Annotated in this window: 13 protein-coding genes and 1 pseudogene; 5 read left to right on the top strand and 9 right to left on the bottom strand. The window is 70.0% G+C overall.

All coding sequences use genetic code 11. The features are described 5' to 3' along the window. The first annotated feature begins 410 nt into the window (after positions 1-410). A complete protein-coding gene (locus Aco04nite_RS24600; protein WP_212999614.1) occupies positions 411-845 on the top strand; it encodes a DUF1801 domain-containing protein in 435 nt (144 codons plus the stop codon). Here Aco04nite_RS24600 and Aco04nite_RS24595 read toward each other — a convergent pair. The 5 genes from Aco04nite_RS24595 to Aco04nite_RS24575 all read right to left on the bottom strand — a co-directional run bounded on the left by Aco04nite_RS24595 (position 826) and on the right by Aco04nite_RS24575 (position 8,210). Then, positions 826-3,084, bottom strand: coding sequence for a putative bifunctional diguanylate cyclase/phosphodiesterase (locus Aco04nite_RS24595; RefSeq protein WP_244876262.1), 2,259 nt, complete (start codon positions 3,082-3,084; stop codon positions 826-828). The two genes, Aco04nite_RS24600 and Aco04nite_RS24595, sit on opposite strands and share 20 nt — an antisense overlap. A 72-nt stretch (positions 3,085-3,156) precedes the next feature. Further along, the gene (locus tag Aco04nite_RS24590; protein ID WP_203840095.1) at positions 3,157-4,011 is read right to left on the bottom strand and encodes a carbohydrate ABC transporter permease; all 855 of its coding nucleotides are present in this window, start codon (positions 4,009-4,011) and stop codon (positions 3,157-3,159) included. Beyond that, on the bottom strand, positions 4,011-4,961 hold the full coding sequence (locus tag Aco04nite_RS24585) for a carbohydrate ABC transporter permease (protein ID WP_212999613.1): 951 nt from the start codon (positions 4,959-4,961) through the stop codon (positions 4,011-4,013). The genes Aco04nite_RS24590 and Aco04nite_RS24585 overlap by 1 nt, the downstream gene beginning before the upstream one ends. Positions 4,962-5,025: 64 nt before the next feature. After that, a complete protein-coding gene (locus Aco04nite_RS24580) occupies positions 5,026-6,312 on the bottom strand; it encodes an ABC transporter substrate-binding protein (protein WP_212999612.1) in 1,287 nt (428 codons plus the stop codon). A gap of 29 nt (positions 6,313-6,341) precedes the next feature. Then, entirely contained in the window at positions 6,342-8,210 is a 1,869-nt protein-coding gene (locus Aco04nite_RS24575; protein ID WP_212999611.1) for a glycoside hydrolase family 127 protein, read from the bottom strand. Between the two features lie 240 nt (positions 8,211-8,450). Here Aco04nite_RS24575 and Aco04nite_RS24570 point away from each other — a divergent pair, with 240 nt between their 5' ends. Next, complete coding sequence (locus tag Aco04nite_RS24570) at positions 8,451-9,467, top strand: LacI family DNA-binding transcriptional regulator (protein WP_244876261.1); 1,017 nt, start codon at positions 8,451-8,453, stop codon at positions 9,465-9,467. A 268-nt stretch (positions 9,468-9,735) separates the two neighbouring features. On the opposite strand, the pseudogene Aco04nite_RS50030 reads toward Aco04nite_RS24570, so the two are convergent. Then, positions 9,736-10,227, bottom strand: a pseudogene (locus tag Aco04nite_RS50030) (transposase); the annotation flags it as partial. A 393-nt stretch (positions 10,228-10,620) separates the two neighbouring features. Between Aco04nite_RS50030 and Aco04nite_RS24560 the strand changes: the two are divergent. Next, complete coding sequence (locus Aco04nite_RS24560; protein WP_212999609.1) at positions 10,621-10,983, top strand: hypothetical protein; 363 nt, start codon at positions 10,621-10,623, stop codon at positions 10,981-10,983. 302 nt (positions 10,984-11,285) lie between these two features. On the opposite strand, the gene Aco04nite_RS24555 is transcribed toward Aco04nite_RS24560, so the two are convergent. Both Aco04nite_RS24555 and Aco04nite_RS24550 read right to left on the bottom strand, forming a co-directional pair. After that, positions 11,286-11,438, bottom strand: coding sequence for a hypothetical protein (locus tag Aco04nite_RS24555; protein ID WP_212999608.1), 153 nt, complete (start codon positions 11,436-11,438; stop codon positions 11,286-11,288). A 674-nt stretch (positions 11,439-12,112) separates the two neighbouring features. Continuing rightward, the gene (locus tag Aco04nite_RS24550; RefSeq protein WP_244876260.1) at positions 12,113-13,000 is read right to left on the bottom strand and encodes an SDR family NAD(P)-dependent oxidoreductase; all 888 of its coding nucleotides are present in this window, start codon (positions 12,998-13,000) and stop codon (positions 12,113-12,115) included. A 126-nt stretch (positions 13,001-13,126) separates the two neighbouring features. On the opposite strand from Aco04nite_RS24550, the gene Aco04nite_RS24545 reads away from it, so the two are divergent. Next, entirely contained in the window at positions 13,127-13,978 is an 852-nt protein-coding gene (locus Aco04nite_RS24545; RefSeq protein WP_212999607.1) for a helix-turn-helix transcriptional regulator, read from the top strand. Between the two features lie 9 nt (positions 13,979-13,987). Here Aco04nite_RS24545 and Aco04nite_RS24540 read toward each other — a convergent pair whose 3' ends face one another. Next, a complete protein-coding gene (locus Aco04nite_RS24540) occupies positions 13,988-14,968 on the bottom strand; it encodes an MsnO8 family LLM class oxidoreductase (RefSeq protein ID WP_244876259.1) in 981 nt (326 codons plus the stop codon). A gap of 141 nt (positions 14,969-15,109) precedes the next feature. On the opposite strand from Aco04nite_RS24540, the gene Aco04nite_RS24535 reads away from it, so the two are divergent. Next, a complete protein-coding gene (locus tag Aco04nite_RS24535) occupies positions 15,110-17,428 on the top strand; it encodes a DUF4153 domain-containing protein (RefSeq protein WP_244876258.1) in 2,319 nt (772 codons plus the stop codon). Positions 17,429-17,435: the final 7 nt, after the last annotated feature.

Below are 17,435 nucleotides of genomic sequence, written 5' to 3'. Positions count from 1 at the left end.
CTGCTGGAGTGCTAGACGCATCTGATGGATCACGGCGAGTCTGCGGCGAGGTCCAAGTTCTGTCAGATGTGATTGGCCGGGTGGGGGAGCAACACCGCAGAAAGTTCGCGTATCCCTCCGTCCGGCGCACCATTCTGCCTCGCGGCAGGGACGCGACGCCTCGGCCGCGGCCAGTGGGTGGTGGGGCGGGCTTCGTGACCATCGGCCGTGATCCCCGACCAACCGGGCAACGCCACCGGTCGACAAGCCGGCCGCACACGGCAAGACGATCCGCTCCCAGTACGCCACCGGCCTCCGCTACGGAAGGCGCTGGTCCACCCAGGCTGACGAGCAACTGCCGATTCAGGACACCGGCAAGGCGATCAGGAATCGAGAAGTGCGCTCGGCGTGCCGGCCGCTAACGTGACGAGATGAGCCCGACATTCTCCGCGCAGGAACGCGCCGCCATGAAGGACCGCGCCGCCGAGCTAAAGGCCGGGTCCCGGCGGGCCACCGCCGTGGACAAGGCCGCCGCCGAGCAGGCCGCGGTGCTGGCGAAGATCGCCGAGATGCCCGAGCCCGACCGCGGCATGGCCGAACGGCTGCACGCCGTCGTCACGGAGGCCGCCCCCGGCCTGTCGCCGAAGCTCTATTATGGACAGCCGGGCTGGGCCAGGAACGGCAAGGTCGTCGTGTTCTTCCGCAGCGGCCTGATGGACAAGGCGCGCTATTCGACGCTGGGCTTCAGCCCCGAGGCGCACCTCGACGACAAGGGCGGGCTCTGGCCGACCTCGTACGCCCTGACGGAACTCACCGCCGACGGTGCCGCGACCGTCGCGGCGCTGGTCAGGAGCGCTCTGGGCTGAGGCGTGCGGCGAGGAGTTCGGCCAGGGCGGGGCCGGGCATCGGGCGGGCGAAGTGGTAGCCCTGGCCGTAGTCGCAGCCCATCTCGGTCACGCAGCGGGCCTGCTCCGCGGTCTCGATCCCTTCGGCGACCACCTGCAGCCGGTACGCCTTGGCGAGCCGGACCAGTGCCTCGGCCACGGCGTACGTGTCGGGGTCGGTGTCGATGCCCGTGATGAACGAACGGTCGATCTTGAGGACACTGACCGGGAGGGTACGCAGATAGCTCAGCGCCGAGTAACCGGTGCCGAAATCGTCGACCGAGATGCCGATGCCCATGGCGCGCAACGCCTCCAGGCGTGCCACGGTCGCCTCGTCGGGGTGCAGGATGACGCTCTCGGTCAGCTCCAGTACCAGCCGGTCGGCGGGGAACCCGGTCTCAGCCAGGATGTCGCGGATCGTCTCGGCCAGCCCGGTCCGGGTCACCTGGCGCGCGGAGAGATTGACGCTCAGATTCACCGTCTGCCAGCCGGCGGCCTGCCGGCACGCCTCGCGCAGCACCCACTCCCCGATGGCGACCACCGCGCCGGTCTCCTCGGCCAGCTCGATGAAGGCACCCGGCATCAGCAACCCGCGGGCCGGGTGGTTCCAGCGCACCAGCGCCTCGACGGTCATGCCCCCGCCGTCGCCGGTCAGCCGGACCACGGGCTGGAAATGGACGACGAACTCGTCGTTCTCCACGGCGCGCCGCATTTCGGCGTCGCGTACGCGAATGTCCAGCTCGGGCGTGTAGACGCCGTAGCGGCCACGGCCGGAACGCTTCACCGCGTACATGGCGGCGTCCGCGTGCGCGAGCAGCTGCTCGATATCGGCCGTGGTCTCGTCCCGGAAGGCGACGCCGATGCTCGCCTCGACGCCGAGAACCGCGTCACCGAAGATCACCGGGGTACGCAGCGCGTCGACCAGCCGCTGCGCGATGCCCTCGGCGGCGGCCCGGCTCGGTAGCCCCGGCAGCACCACGGCGAACTCGTCACCGCCCAGCCGCCCAGCGGTGTCACCGGACCGGATCACCGCGCGCAGCGCCGTCGCGACCGCCTTGAGCACGGCGTCCCCGGCCTCGTGGCCGTACGTGTCGTTGATGGGCTTGAACCGGTCCAGATCGATGAGCAGGACGGCACCGTGGCGGCCCTCGCGTATCGGCTGGCGGACCAGCTCGGTGAGACGCTCGGCGATGAGGGCCCGGTTGGACAGCCCGGTGAGCGGGTCGGTGACGGCGAGCCGGCGGTTCTCCCGCTGGGCGAACAGCTGCCGGGCGATCACGAGGGACGTGATCGCGACCCCGCCGAAGATCATTCCGCCGAGCGGATACAGGGCCTGGTGCCGGGCGACAAAGGCGATCAGTCCGTACGCCAGGACGATCGCACCGTACGGCAGCCAGCCGAGCCGCTTGCGACCCCGGCGCCGGGCCTGCGTCAAGCCGTCCTGGCACAGCCGGCGATGGACGGCGAGCAGCGTGAGGAAGGATCCCGCCGCCCACAGCAGGAAGGGCCAGCTGCCCGGCCGGTAAGCGATACCGAACTGGATGTACGCCACGGTGTACGTGCTGTCGGCGACCACCTTCAACGCCATTGAGCCGCTCAGCAGGCTCACCGCGGCACCCGCCTCCGGACGGCGCAGCAGCAGGATGATGAGCGCGAAGACCAGCAGCAGGTCGAGGACCGGCACCGCGGTGGAGAACGCGATCACCGCCGGGTCCGCACCCGGATACTGCAGCATCGGGCCGATCTCCAGGTACCACAGCGCCATACAGGCACCGGCCACGATGATGAGCGAGTCGATCAGCAGCTTGAGCCGATCGCCGCGGTCCCGCCGCGCGGCCGGGAGCAGCAACAGCCCGGCGACCACGAACGGGATCGCCGCCAGGTACAGATAGTCGGAGACGTTCGGATACGGGGGCAACCCGGGCTGGAAGTCCCGGATGAGCGACACCACATGCGCCACACCCTGCCCGATGAACGCCACCTCCAGCAGGACCCAGGCACGGCGCTCCCGCCGGTGCAGGCCGCCTCTGGTGATCAGCTGGAGCCCCAGCGCCGCGGTCAGCAGGGTGGCCGGCACATACGCCAGGTCATTGAGCACCCGTATCTGGTGATCACTGCCCCACCCGGTCACCATCTGCACCACGATCACCGCGAGCACCGCACCCGCCCCCCACACGGATGCCGTCAGCAGCCGGGAGGAGCCCGCGCGCAGATCTGCCATACCCACACGATCGACAGGAAGCCCGCCGAGTTGCAGCGAATCGCCGGATGCGATCCTGCCGGGCGGCCCCGGTCACTTGACGGAGCCCGCGACCAGGCCCGCCACGTAGTAGCGCTGGAGGAGCAGGTAGAGCACGATGCACGGGATCGCGGTGACCGCGACGCCGGCCTGCATGATGCCCCAGTTGAGGGTGCCGAGCTGGTTGGAGGCGAGGACGGTCAGGGTTACCGGCAGGGTGAACTTGGATTCGTCGGTGATCAGGATGAGCGCGGCGAAGAACTCGTTCCAGCAGGTGAAGAACGTGAACAGGGCGGTGCTGATCAGGCCCGGGACGGCGACGGGCAGCAGGACCCGGGTCATCGCGCCGAAGAAGCCGCAGCCGTCGATGAAGGCGGCTTCCTCGATGCCGGCGGGGAGCGAGGCGAAGCTGTTGCGCATCAGGAAGATGCCGAACGGCAGCTGGAACGTGGTGTAGACCAGCGTGAGCCCGAGCAGGGTGTTGCTCAGGCCGAGGCCGTGCAGGATCGAGAAGAGCGGCGTGATGATCGCCTGGAACGGGATCATGAAGGTGGCCAGGATGATGAAGAACAGCACACCGCTGCCCCGGAACCGCAGTTTCGCGAAGCCGTACCCGGCGAGCGTGGCCAGGGCGACGGTGAGCAGGGTGGCGCCCCCGGCGACGGCGAGACTGTTGCCGACGTGCTGCCAGATGCCGTACTGGCCGGTGTCCTGCAACGCCTTGTAGTTGTCGACGGAGAGCTGGTGGGGGTACATCGTCGGGGGGTTCTCGGCCGCTTCGGCGCCGCTCTTGAGCGACTGCGACAGCATGACGTAGAGCGGGTAGAGAACGAGGACCGAGACGCAGAGGCAGGCGGCCCACCAGGCGGCGCGTGGCAGGCTCCGACGTACATCGGTGAGGGTGTCCATCAGTTGTCCGTCTTCCGCAGCAGGAGCATCTGCAGCGCACTGACTGCCGCCAGGACCACCATCAGCATGGCGGACAGCGCGGCGCCGTAGCCGAGCTCGAAGTTGATGAAGGAGGTGCGGTAGATCTGGTAGACGGCGGTGATGGTGCCGTTGGACGGCCCGCCCGAGGTCATGATGTAGAACTGGTCGAAGGCGAGCAGGGAGCCCGCCACCGAGAAGACCAGCACCAGCGCGAGGGTCGGGCGCAGCAGCGGCACGGTGACGTAGCGGAACGTCTTCCACGGGCCCGCGCCGTCGATCAGCGCGGCCTCGTTGACCTCGACGGGGATCGACTGCAGGCCCGACAGCAGCAGGACCATCTGCATGCCGGCGACCTTCCAGACCACCATCAGGCAGACCAGCAGCAGGCCGCTGGTCGCGGTGGCGAACCAGTTGGTGTCGCGGCCGGCGATTCCCAGCTTCGCGGCCAGGTCCGACAGGGGGCCCAGGCCAGGCTGGGCAAGATAGAGCCACAGGTACGCCGCAGCGGCGAAGCCGATGACCACCGGCAGGAAGAACACCGACTGGAACACGCGCGCCGCCCGGCCACCACGGTGCACGAGGAAGGCGAGGGCGAGGGCGACGATCAGCAGTACGGGCGTGATGATCAGCGTGTATTCGAGGGTGAAGCGGATGGCGTGCAGCCACTCGCTGTCCTTGAACGCCCGGCGGTAGTTGTCCAGGCCGATGAAGCGGTGCTCGCCGAGCAGCGGCCAGTCGTGCAGGGACATCCAGAACGTCATGATCAGCGGCACGATGAAGAAGACGGTGACGACGGCGAGGGCCGGCGTCACGAGGGCCAGGCCCGTCAGCAGCCGGCGCCGCCGGTTGGTGAGCCAGGGACCGCGTACGGGCTTCGGTGCGGGCGCCCGCGACGTCGATGCCGCCGCCCGGCTGGTGGTGTCCGTCATGTGTCCTTCCTCCTATGAGGATCGGGCCCGCCGCGGCCACCCGCGGCGGGCCCGTCGCAGCAACTCAGCCTTTGTCGATGATGGCCTGGGCGGCTTTCTGCGCGGTGGCCTGCACGCCCTTGATGTCGCCGGTGCCGAAGACACCCTGGTTGATCATGGTGGCCCAGGAGCCGTTGTTGTCGTTGATGATGGCGTTCTCGACCACGCTGTACGGCGTCTGGCCGGTCGACATGGCGTCGCCGAGCGCCTTGTATCGCGGGTCGAGCGGCGCGTAGATCTTGTCGATGAGGTCGGTGCGGACGGGGACGATCGCGTTGTTGGCGAGGATCGTCTGCGCTTCTTCGCTGGTCGACCACTTGACGAAGTCGTACGCGACGGACTTGTTCTTGGCGGTCTTGGTGACCGCGATCTCGTCGCCGCCGGCGAACGACGCCGTGCCACCGGTCTTGCCGACGATCGGAGTCACCCCGAAGTCGATCTTCTTGTCCTTCACGAGGTTGCCCACGAAGAACGCGCCGAGGTTGACCATGCCGACCTTGCCGCTCTGGAAGGCGGTGGACTGGACGGTGCCGTTGTCGGTCTTCGCCGTCGGGGGCATCAGGCCCTCGGTCTGCATCTGCCGGTAGAACGTCAGCGCGTCGGTCACCTCCTGGCTGTCCAGGTGGGCGGTCTTGCCGTCGTCGGACAGCACCTGGCCGCCGCTGGCCCACACGTGCGGCGCGAACTCGAAGACGTTGCAGCCACCGCACTGCCCGGCCATGGTGAAGCCGTAGTAGTCGCCGCCGAGCTTGCGGATCGCGCGGGCGTCGGCGAGCATCTCGTCGTAGTTCGCGGGCGGCTTCGCCGGGTCCAGGCCCGCCTTTTTGAACAGGTCCTTGTTGTAGAACGTCACCGAGGCCTCGGCGGTGAACGGCAGGGCGTACGTCTTGCCGTCGTAGATCGCGAGCTTCTTGTGCGCCGGGCTCAGGCCGTCCTTCCAGGTCAGCGAGTCGAGGACCGGGCTGAGGTCGTCGAGTACGCCCTTGGAGGCGAAGTACGGCAGGTAGACCAGGTCGATCGAGGCGATGTCGGGGCCGGAGCCCTGCGCGGCGGCCGTACCGAACTTCTGCACGAAGTTCGCCGACGGGACGATGGTGACCTGGACCTTGCCGTCGTGGGTCTTGTTGTACTGCTCGGCGAGCAGGTTGATGAAGGCCTTCTCGTTGTCCCGCGCCCACAGCGTCGCGGTGCCGGTCGGCTTGTCGGTGGCGCTCGAGGTCTTCTCGTCGCTGCCGCCGCAGCCGGAGAGGACGAGGGTGAGGGCGGCCGTGGCGGCGAAGGCCGCCGCGAGCCGGGAGTTACTCCTGACCATGGTGGAGTCGCTTTCTGCGATGTGAGCGGTCAGGCGAGCGGCAGCCAGACGCGCATGGCGCCCGGCCCCCGGTTCGCCCAGGAGTGGTAGGGAATCGCGGTGAAGGTGATGGACTCGTCCCCGGCGGCGGGCGCCGGTTCGTGGGCGGGATAGAGGTCCGGGTCGTCCTTGCGGGCGAAGCCCGACAGCCGCAACCGGGTGCCTTCCTCGGTGACGGCAGCGGCCGGGTCCAGGCGCAACTGCTCGACGAGTACGCCGTCGGGCAGGTCGGCCTGCTCGACGCAGTAGACGACCGGGCCCCGCAGCACGGCCACGCAGCCGCGGACGGCGTCGACCCGCTCGTCGGCGCGGACCAGGCGCGGGGTCATCGGCAGGGCGATCCGGACGGTGGTTTCGCCCGTGCAGGCCACGCGCAGGTAGCCGCCGGGCGTGGCCTCGGCAAGGATCTTGCCGCCGGTCACCTCCGCCGTGGCGTCGGTGGCCCAGCTCGGGACGCGTACCGACAGCTCTCCGGTGCCCCGGGTGACGATCAGGACGTCGCCGTCGTACGGATAACCGGTCTCGACCTTCGCGGTCAGCCCCGCAGCGCTGAACTCGCCCGCGGTGATCAGGTGCAGTTGCAGGCCGGTGTCGTCGCCGGTCGCGGCGTACGCGTGCACGGAGGCGAGCAGCCGGGCCAGGTTGGGCGGGCAGCAGGCGCAGCGGTACCAGGGCAGCCGCTCGCTGGGTGCGTCCTCGCTCGTACCGTCGTGGCCGGTGCGCAGCTGCAGCGGGTTGGAGTAGAAGAACGCGGTGCCGGTCTCCGACGTCGACGCGGCGATCGCGTTGACCAGGGCGCGTTCCATCTCCTCGGCGTAGCGGGGCTTTCCCGTGGCCAGCAGCAGCCGCCAGCACCATTGCAGCGCGGCGATGGAGGCGCAGGTCTCGGCGTACGCCCGGTCCGGCGGAAGTTCGTACGGGTCGCCGTACGCCTCGTCGCGGTGCCGGGAGCCGTGCCCGCCGATCACGTACATCTTCGTGCCGAAGGCGCTCTCCCAGAGCTTCTCCTGCGCGACCAGCAGCGACTCGTCGCCGTTCTCCAGGTACAGATCGGTGACCCCGGCGGCCAGGTAGAGCTGGCGCACCGAGTGCCCGGCGGCCTCGGTCGCCTCGCGCACCGGCGCGTGGTCCTGGAAGTACACGGCGCCGAAGTGTCCCGGGCCGAGCAGCCCGTAGCCGCGCCGCTCGATCTGCAGCTCGGCCGCGTGCAGATAGGCCTCGTCACCGGTCTCGCGGTAGAGCTCGATCAGGGCCGTCTCCACCTCGGGGTGCCCGTCGATCAGCGCCCTCGCGTCGTCACCGAACTCCCGGACGATCAGGTCGGCGATGCGGCGGGCGACAGCCAGGAAACGCTCGTCGCCGCTGCCGCGGTGCAGGGCCACGGCCGCCTGCACGAGATGACCGGCGCAGTACAGCTCGTGGGTGTAGTCCGGCCGGGCGAACCGCTGCTCGCCCGGCGTTCCCTGCACGTACGTGTTGAGGTAGCCGTCCGGTTCCTGCACCCGTTCGAGCAGGCCGGCCACGTCGTCCAGCAGCTCCGCCCAGCGGTCGGTGCCGCTGCGGCCGATCTCCCAGCCGACTGCTTCGAGGGTCTTGTAGAGGTCGGAGTCGGCGAACCAGAAGCCTTGGAAAGCGCCCTGCGGGCCGCCGTCGACGAGCCGCCGGAAGTTGGCGAGCACGCCGCTGGTCTCCAGGTTGTCGACGCAGTGCCCGATGGTCGCGTCGGCGTTGAGCTCCTGCCAGGCGCCGAGGAAGGAGCCGCGGGCGAGGCGGGCGGCCGGGGACGGCAGCGGGGTCAGCCGGGCAGTCCGGCGGGGTGCGACCGGTCCGGCGGGGGTTGGCGTGGTGCGAAGGCTCACGAGCTGGCCTCTCGATTGTCCACGGGGCGCGTCCGTCAGGCCGCGCACACGGCAGAGCAGGAAGAAAACGATCGGAAACACGATGGAAACCGTTTGCCTAGCGCCAAGTTAGGATGTTCACCCCGCTTGGTCAAGACCTAAATCACACTTGCTTGTGAGCGCCAACTTTTGTCCGGAAAACCTTTTCCGCCTATGCTCGGCTCGCGTCCACCGTTTCCGCCGCCCCCGCCGGAGTTGCCCATGACCGACAGCACCGCCTCCCGGGCGATGACGCGGCGAGCCGGCATCGCCGACGTCGCCGCTCTCGCCGGGGTCTCCCCCGGCACCGTCTCGAAGGCACTCAACGGCCGCGGCAGCCTCCGGGAGGAGACCCGCGCCCGGGTCCGCGCCGCCGCCGACGAGCTCGGCTTCAGCCCCAGCACCGTCGCGCGCAGCCTGCTCAGCGGCCGGACCTTCACCGTCGGCATCATCACCACCGACAGCTACGGCCGCTTCAGCATCCCGGTCATGCGCGGCGTCGAGGACTCCCTCGGCGTCGGCGAGATGGACGCCTTCCTCTGCGACAGCCGCGACGACCCCATCCGCGAACGTCACCACCTGCGCAAACTCCTCGACCGCCAGGTGGACGGCATCATCGTGGCCGGGCGCCGCACCGACGCCCGGCGGCCGCTGAGCGACGACCTGCCGGTCCCGGTCGTGTACGCCTTCGCCCGCAGCAGCGACCCCCAGGACTGCAGCGTCGTCAGCGACGAGCGCGGCGCCGCCCGGCTCGCCATCGAGCACCTGGTCAAGACCGGCCGGCGGCGCATCGCCCACATCACCGGTCCGCAGTCGCACGCCTCAGCCCGCGAGCGGGCCGCCGGCGCCGCCGAGGCCCTCGCCGAATTCGGGCTGGAGCTCGCCGGCGAGCCACTGTTCGGCGGCTGGACCGAGGTGTGGGGGCGCTTCGCGGCCGCCCAGTTGCTGCGCAGCGTCCCCGACATCGACGGCGTGTTCTGCGGCAACGACGTGGTGGCCCGCGGCGTCGCCGACGGGCTGCGCGAGTCCGGCATCAACCTGCCCGAGCAGGTCGGCCTCGTCGGCACCGACAACTGGGCGGTCCTGGCCGAGGCCGCCCGCCCCCCACTGACCACAGTCGACCTGGGCCTCGAGGAGATCGGCCGGCGCGCGGGCGACCTCCTGCTCGCCGCGATCGACGGCAACCCCGCCCCGGGCACCCACATCGTCCACGGCCACCTGGTGGTCCGCGAGTCCTGAGCCCGCCAGGGCCCGTTTCATGACTGGGGCCGGAGCGAGCTTCAAAACTGGGGCCGGAGCGAGCTTCATAACTGGGGTCGGAGCGAGGCGGAGTCCAGATTTCGGCTGGGCGCGGCTGGGCAGCTCCTCGACGGTGAGCCGGATGACCGTGCCCTCGACGACCGGCAACGCCTGGCCGTGATCTACCCAGGCGGCACGGCGAGCCAGCCGCGGGTAGGTCGCGCAGCAGCCAGGCGATGCGCGGGGCTTCGTAGCCGGCGTCGAGCACGATCAGGATGTCGCGGTTGCCGGGTCGCCACTGACCCACGTCGGTCAGCCGGTTGACGAGCTGTCGGATCTGCGCGCAGGTGACCGTGGTGACGTCCGCGCCCGGCGGTAGCCGGACGGCGTCGTGCAGGGCGGTCCAGGAGGTGCGGCCGGTCTCCAGCGCGGCGATGAACGAGTACGGCCAGTCCTTGCCACGCCCGTAGGTGTGTCAGAACGAGCGCTGCGGACTGCATTTGCCGTCCGGTCGCAGCCACGGCGAGACATCAACGGCCAGCACCAGACGGCCATCCGCCGCCCGCGGCAACGGCAATCCTGCAAGGCACCGGCACAGCACCTCGACGTCGGTACGGCCGTGGTTGAGCGCGTTATACATGGGCGCCGTGGCCGCGCCGGCGCTCCGGGGCAAGTGACAACCCGACCAGCGTTTGACCGGTCCGTCGGTGCACAGCAGCGCCTCGGTCAGCTCGAATAAGGCGTCCGCCCGCGGGGTCATGCATCGGTAGAGCTGCTCACGGAACTCCGCCAAAACATCGATCGCTTCTGCCTTGTCCGTCACAACCCGCCAGAACGAGCATCGATAGACGCGGCCACGGCTCCGCGAGCATCAGCATGCCAAAGCGTCAACCCCAGCCTCCGCATAACGCTCTGTCACAGCACGCGGCTCGAAGGCCACCCCGACGAGTTCACGGATCTGCCGATGACAACAAGACGGCCGACGAACTCGTGGCGCGGTGAGCATGAGGATCGCCGCCCGGGATCCATCCGCCACCACTTCATGGCTATCCGAATACTCGCTATCTGCCATTCGAAGTCGTGTGATCCCCCTCAACTCGACAATGGCACACCCGTACTTCCGATCATGAAAATCCCTGAGAACAATAAAAGCATGAAATACGCTCAGCTGGAGATCTTCACGACCGTTGAACTGGCGTGGATGCGTGACCCGACACGGCGCCGGAACTACTCCCCGGCAACCGAAGAGTTCCGGCGCGAGCACAAGGTCCGGCGAGCTTTCGGAAAAGCTCTCGGCCACACCACCCGACTACGGCGCGACTCCCCCGAAGCCCGGACACCGGACGGCAAACTGATCTGGATCGAAGCCGCACGAGCATTGTTCCGCGAGGCAAACTCCCACCGGGCACAGGCCGCCGCCGACCATGAACGTGACCGCAGACGCGCCGCCGGTGACCTGTTCGACTGGAGCCGGTTCACCAACCGCTGGCTTGTAAAGTACGCCGCCGCCTACTAACCCACGAACACCGAACTCTGCGTCACACCCGGGGCTCGACACAACAATCAACGCGCGCGCTTAAATCACTCGACCAAATTCACAACCGGTGGCGAGCCCGGCGGGAATAGACGCGACATAGGCGACGTGGTGGCTCTACGCCTACGATCCGGACACAGGCAGGCATTCCTGCGTAACGAAGGAAATCCTGCGCGTCTTCTTCGCGAGGCCCGCCCATGCCGCACTCCCCCTCGGCAATGGCAGCAACCCTGCCGCGATCGAGCAAAAAACCGATCTTCGACCACTATTCCGGCCGCACGCTCTCATACCGCAGAGAACGCGCGTTCGGTCCCATCGCCGCCCGCGTCCAGGGCGCTGGACGGCACGCACCGTAGTGCTTCGACCCGGACGAACGGCACCCTGTTCTCCAGCCCGGACACGGTGGTCAACGAGGTGAACACGGTGGACCTGGCCACCGGCGCCGAGGGGACGCCACGCACCCTGCCGTGGCACAGCTGGCTCTACGGCCTGTGGCTGGGGCCCGGCGGACGTCAGGCGCTGGTGACCGAGTTCCTGCCGAGACCCGGGCAGGTCTACTACGGACGGGACGCTGGTCCGGGTGGGGCTGACCGGTGCCGAGCCGGCCCGCCGGGAGTTGATCGACCGGGTCAACAGCATCGCGGTCAGCCTCGACCGGTCGACGACGGCGGTCACGGTCCCGGCGGGGAACAGCAGCGTGGACGCGGTGGTGCTGCGGGCCTGGTCGGACGGGCCGGTCACCCGGATCACCGGGCTGACCGGGCCGGAGCAGCACGGCTCACCGGCACTCACCGCGGACGGGGCGGTGCTGCTGATCCCCGCGGCGGTGGAGCTGCCGACCGTGCGCGCGAGCGATATCTGGCAGCTCCACGAGCAGGCGCGTACGGTCCTCTCGGCCTGGACCGTGCCGGACGGCAAACGGCAGGCTACCGGCGGGTTCGCGGGTTCGGTCATCGACTCGGCGTGGCAGGCGCTGCTGCCGCTGGGCCGCGACCCGGACGGCCCGGTCCTGCTCCTGGACACCAGCACGATCGGGGTGACCCGCTTCGAGAGAGGAACAGACCGCGCGGGACGCCGCCGAGGGCGCGTCCCGCGAGGACTGATCTCGCCGTCAGGCGTGGGGTGTGACGTCGGTGGACAGGGCGACGTCGCGGCCGTTCTCGATGTCGGCGGTGAGGGTCTCGATCCGACCCTTGGCGAGGGCGTACGAGTCGGAGCCGAGCAGTTGGTGCAGCGGGGCCCCGCCGGTGGCGGCGACGGTGATGATCGCGGCTGCGACCTTGACCGGGTCGCCCAGCTGGGTGCCCGGCATGGCCAGGTGTGCCTCGGTCATCTCGCGGATCGCCTCGTAGCCGTCGGCTGTGGCGGCCGGCAGCGCCAGCGAGGACGTCCGCAGGAAGTCGGTGCGGGTGTAGCCCGGCTCGACCAGGGTGACGCCGACCCCGGAACCCGACATCTCAGCGGCCAGGGACTCGGTGAGGCCTTCCAGGGCGTACTTGCCGGCGCAGTAGAGGCCCCAGCCGGGGAAGGCGGTCAGTCCCAGGATCGACGAGATGTTGATGATGTGGCCGCTGTGCCGGCTGCGCATGGCCGGCAGGACCGCCCGCAGCACGTTCCAGACGCCGAAGATCTGCACGTCGAACATCTTCCGGGCCTCGGCGTCGCTGACCTCCTCGACCGCGCCGAGGAACCCGTAGCCGGCGTTGTTGACGGCCACGTCGATGCCACCGAAGCGCTCGGTGGCCGCGGCCACGGCCGCCACGACGGCGCTCTCGTCGGCCAGGTCGATTTCCACGGCCAGCAGCCGGGAACAGTCCTCGCCGGCCAGCGCCTCGGCGAGGCGGGCCGTGGAACGGGTGGTGGCCGCGACGTTGTCACCGCGGCGCAGCAGCTGCGCGACCAGTTCCAGGCCCAGCCCGCGCGACGTACCGGTGACGAACCAGGTGGCGGGGGTGGTGGCGGGGTACGGCATCGGGATCTCCTCGGTGGTGCTCAACACGACGGATCCCATCGTGCGAGCGGCACCCCCGGCGCGGACAGGCTCCAGCTGGCCCAGCGCTACCGGGGAACGCCATGCCCACCCAGGGCCTTTCCGCGGGCCCCGGCGTGCCCGATCATGGATCACATGGCGGTGAACACAGACCTGGGCGCCTTCCTGCGCACGTGCCGGGCCAACACGGCGCCGGAGAGCGCGTTGGTCGCCGGGCCCGATCCGGCGGCCACCACCTCCCGGCGCGTCCGCGGGCTGCGCCGCGAAGAGGTGGCCCAGCTCGCGGGGGTCAGCGTCGACTACTACACCCGCCTCGAGCAGGGCCGGCACAGCACCCCGTCCGACGCTGTCGTCGATGCTCTGGCCCGGGTTTTCCAACTCGAGCCGGCCGGCCGCGCGCACCTCGCCGATCTCGCCCGCCCGGCCCGGCAGCGTCACCGGCAGACCCCGCCGCAACGCGTACGCCCGGCGCTGCAGCAGATGATCGCCTCGATGACGGAGCACCCGGCGCTCATCCTCGGCCGACGTACCGACGTCCTGGCCGCGAACCCCCTGGCACGCGCGCTGCTGACCGACTGGACCCGGCTGCCGGCGAAGCATCGCAACTACACCCGCTGGATCTTCCTCGATCCCGACGCCCGGGCCGCCTTCGCCGACTGGCCGGCCGTCGCCGCCGAGGTCGTCGGCACCCTGCGGCTCTACGCCGGCCGGTTCCCCGATGACCCGCAGCTCACCGAGCTCGTCGGCGAGCTCGCCATCAAGAGTCCGCAATTCCGCACCTGGTGGAACGACCACACCGTGCACCGCCGCACCCATGGCACCAAACACATGACCCACCCCGCCGTCGGGCCCATCACGCTGCGGTACGAGGCCTTCAGCCTGCCCGGCGACGAGGATCAGACACTGTTCCTCTACACCACCGACCCCGGGAGTCCGTCGCACGACAACCTGCGACTTCTCGGACTCTGGGGCGCCCAGCACCTCTAGGCGAGCCGATCAGGGACGGGCGAACATCGCGGCCAGTGCGGCGTCGGAGGCGTGCAGGGCATCGCGGTCGAAGGTGCTGCCGGCGGCGACGAGTTCGGCGGCTCCGGTGCGGTCGAGCAGGTCGGTGAGGCGATGCGCGACCTGCTCGGGGGTGCCGGTGATTGCCGCGGCGGCGGTCCGGTCGAGATAGTGCTGCTGACGTGGGGTACGGGTGGCAGCTCGGACGGCGGCCACCGGTTCGAGGGGCGGGAAGGCTCCGGTCGTACGGCCCTGAGCCATCGCCCAGGCCTCGGGGAGCAGCAGGTCGGCGGCTTCCGACGGGGTGTCCGCGACGAGCACGTCGAGGCTGATCGCGACCCAGGGCTCGGCTTGCTGTTCGGAGGGTTCGAAGGTGTGCCGGTAGCCGGCCAGGGCCTCGGCACCGTCGTCGCCCAGCAACGGACCGCCAACGATCACGGGGAGACCGAGTCGCGCCGCGATCCGCAGGCCGGTTCCGGTGGCCAGCACGTACAACGGGATGGGGGCGGCCGGCTGGGGATGGAGGGTGATCTCCGCCGTACCCGTCAGGAAGTCACGCAGTTCGGTGAGGTCGGCGGCGAAATCGCTGTCGGTCTGGCGCAACGCCCGGCGCACCGGTGGGGTGAAGCCGGGAGAGCGGCCCAGCCCGAGGTCGACGCGGCCCGGCGCGAAAGCCGTCAGCGTCGCGAACTGCTCGGCGACGACGAGCGGCTGGTGGTGCGGCAACATCACCCCGGCCGAGCCGAGCCGGATCGTCGTCGTGGCGGCGGCGACGGCGGCCAGCAGTACCGCCGGGGCAGCGCCCGCGATGCCGGGTACGCCGTGGTGCTCGGCGACCCAGAAGCGGTGATATCCGAGCCGCTCAGCGTGGTTCGCGCGGGCGACGGTGCCTCGCAGCGCGGCCGCCTCGGTCTCACCCGTGCGGGTGCGTGACCGGTCCAGCAGCGAAAGTCGAACCCCGGCGTTGATCACAACGATCTCAGCGCCCGGACGCGGGGCCTTGTTCCCGTGTCCTACGCTCCAGGCGTCGCGGCGATACGGACCCGTTCCAACGTAGAAATTGCCGCGCACACGTCCTAGAGTGAGCCGAACTGAGCAACCCAGGAGGGTGCAGTGGCGCATCAGCCCCCGAAGCAGCCCGGTCCCCCGGACCAGGCCAACGACGTCCCCGCCACTCCGGCGCCACCACCACCCCAGCTGCTGGTCATGCAGCCCACCGACGCGATCCCGTCGCTGGTCTGGCCGGGTGCCGACGGGGAGACGGCCTGGGCGATCCCGGTCCAGATCCCTTCGGGTACGCGAGGATACGCCGTTTTCCTCCCGATGGTCCCGGTCGAGGCGGCAACCCCAGCGGTCACTACCCCAGCCGTCACCGCCCCCGCCGTCACCACCCCGGCTGTCACCACCCCCGCCGTCACCACCCCGACCGTCACCACCCCCGCCGTCGCCGCCTCGGCTGTCGCATCCCCAGCCGTCGTCACAGCCCCGGCTGTCACCGCGCCGCCCGAGGTAACGCCGGCACCCGCTGCGAGCGCCACCCCGGCGCCCCAGAAGCTCGAACCGCCCAAGCCAGAGCCTGCCGCCGAGCCGGCGCCCGCCAAGCCAGAACCAGCCGCCGAGCCAGAGCAGCCGAAGCCAGAGCCTGCCGCCGAGCAAGGGCCAGCCGCCAAGCCGGATCCGGGCAAGCCAGAGCCGGGCAAGCCTCAGGCGCCGAAGCCTCAGCCGACGCCCGCTCAGCGCCCGCAGCACCAACCGGCGCCCGTCCAGCGGCCGCAGCACCAGGCTGCCCACGCCCAGGGCCCGCAGCACCAGCCTGCCCCCGCCCAGGGCCAGCAGCACCAGCCTGCCCCCGCCCAGGGCCAGCAGCAGCAGCCGGTCCCGACCCCGTACCCGGCGCGCCCGTTCGGCGCGTACGAGCAGAGGCTGACCCCCTGGCAGAAGTTCCGCGAGAAGAGCTGGCCCGGGCCGAGAACCGCCAAGGGCTGGACCGTCCCGACCGGGGTGCTCGCCGGCACCCTCGGCTTCCTGATCTTCCTGCCGCTGAACCGGGTGGGCATCGGCTGGTTCCTCGCCTGGCTGACGCTGACGCTGGGAGTCGGGTTCGCGGTCCGGAGCTCGAAGGATCTGCCGGCTCCCGAGCGGCTGGTCCGGTCGGGCTGGGCCGTGGCGGCGCTGGCCCTGATGCTCATCCCCGCGTTCCGTAACGCGTGGTGGCTGGTGACGTTCAGTGTGCTGGGCGCGATCGGCTGCACCGCGCTGGCGATCGTCGGCGGGCGGCGGGTCAGGTCGATCCTGTTCAGCCTGTTCGCCGCGCCGTGGGCGGCGTTCGCCGGCATCCCCTGGGTCCGCAGGCACCTGAAAGCGGGCCGCAACCCGGGAATCGCCCGGCGGATCTTCTTCTCGGTCGCCCTCACCGCCGTGGTGCTGCTCGTCTTCGGCGCGCTGCTGTCGTCCGCCGACGTCGCGTTCTCCCAGCTGCTGGATGACGCCGTCCCCGACTTCCACCTCGGCGCGATCTTCAAGTGGATCTTCCTCGCCGTGACCGGTGCCCTGCTCGCCGTCTCCGGGATCTACACGCTGACCAGGCCCCCGGTGACGGCCGGCATGGACACCGAGGGCAAAGGCAAGTTCGGCCTGATCGAATGGGCACCGGCCGGCGCCGCGCTGGTGCTGTTGTTCGCCGGCTTCGTGGCGGTGCAGTTCACCGTCCTGTTCGGAGGCAGCCGGCACGTGCTCAAGACTGCCGGGCTCAGCTACTCGCAGTACGCCCGGAGCGGCTTCTGGCAGCTCGTCGCGGTCACGCTGCTGTCGCTGGCGCTGATCGCCGCCCTGGCCCGCTGGGCGAAACGGGACACACCCGCGGAACGGCTGCTGCTACGCGTACTCCTAGGACTGCTCTGTGCTCTGAGCGTCGTCATCGTGACGTCCGCGCTGTCCCGGATGTGGGAGTACCAGCGGGTCTACAGCTTCACCGGCGAGCGCATCTTCGTCATGGCCTCCGAGATGCTGCTCGGCATCATCTTCGTGATGATCGCCGCCGCCGGCATCAAGTGGCAGGGCCGCTGGATCCCCGCCACCACCGTCGGCCTCGCCGTGCTGATGCTGCTCGGCCTCGCCGTCCTCGACCCCGAGGGCTACGTGGCCAGCCGTAACGCCGCCCGTTACGAGGGCTCCGGCAAGATCGACGCCTGGTACCTGCGGGCCCTTTCCGCCGACGCGACCCCCGCCCTGACAAAGCTTCCCGACCCGGTACGCCGCTGCACACTCAGCTGGATCGCCGACGACCTCAAAAAACCCGACCCCTGGTACGCCTGGAACCTCGGCCGCGAACAGGCCCGTGACGCCCTCGCCCAGCTACCCCCCGGCGCCATCGGAAGCCAGAAGGACTGCCGCGCCGCCGATGAGTTCGACCTGCCCAAGACCCGCCGTTGAGTGATCG

Origin of the sequence: Winogradskya consettensis (assembly GCF_018332715.1) — a bacterium.
Lineage (GTDB): Bacteria > Actinomycetota > Actinomycetes > Mycobacteriales > Micromonosporaceae > Actinoplanes > Actinoplanes consettensis.
Note: the sequence above shows the minus strand (reverse complement) of the source record. Positions and strands in the feature narration are given on the sequence as shown.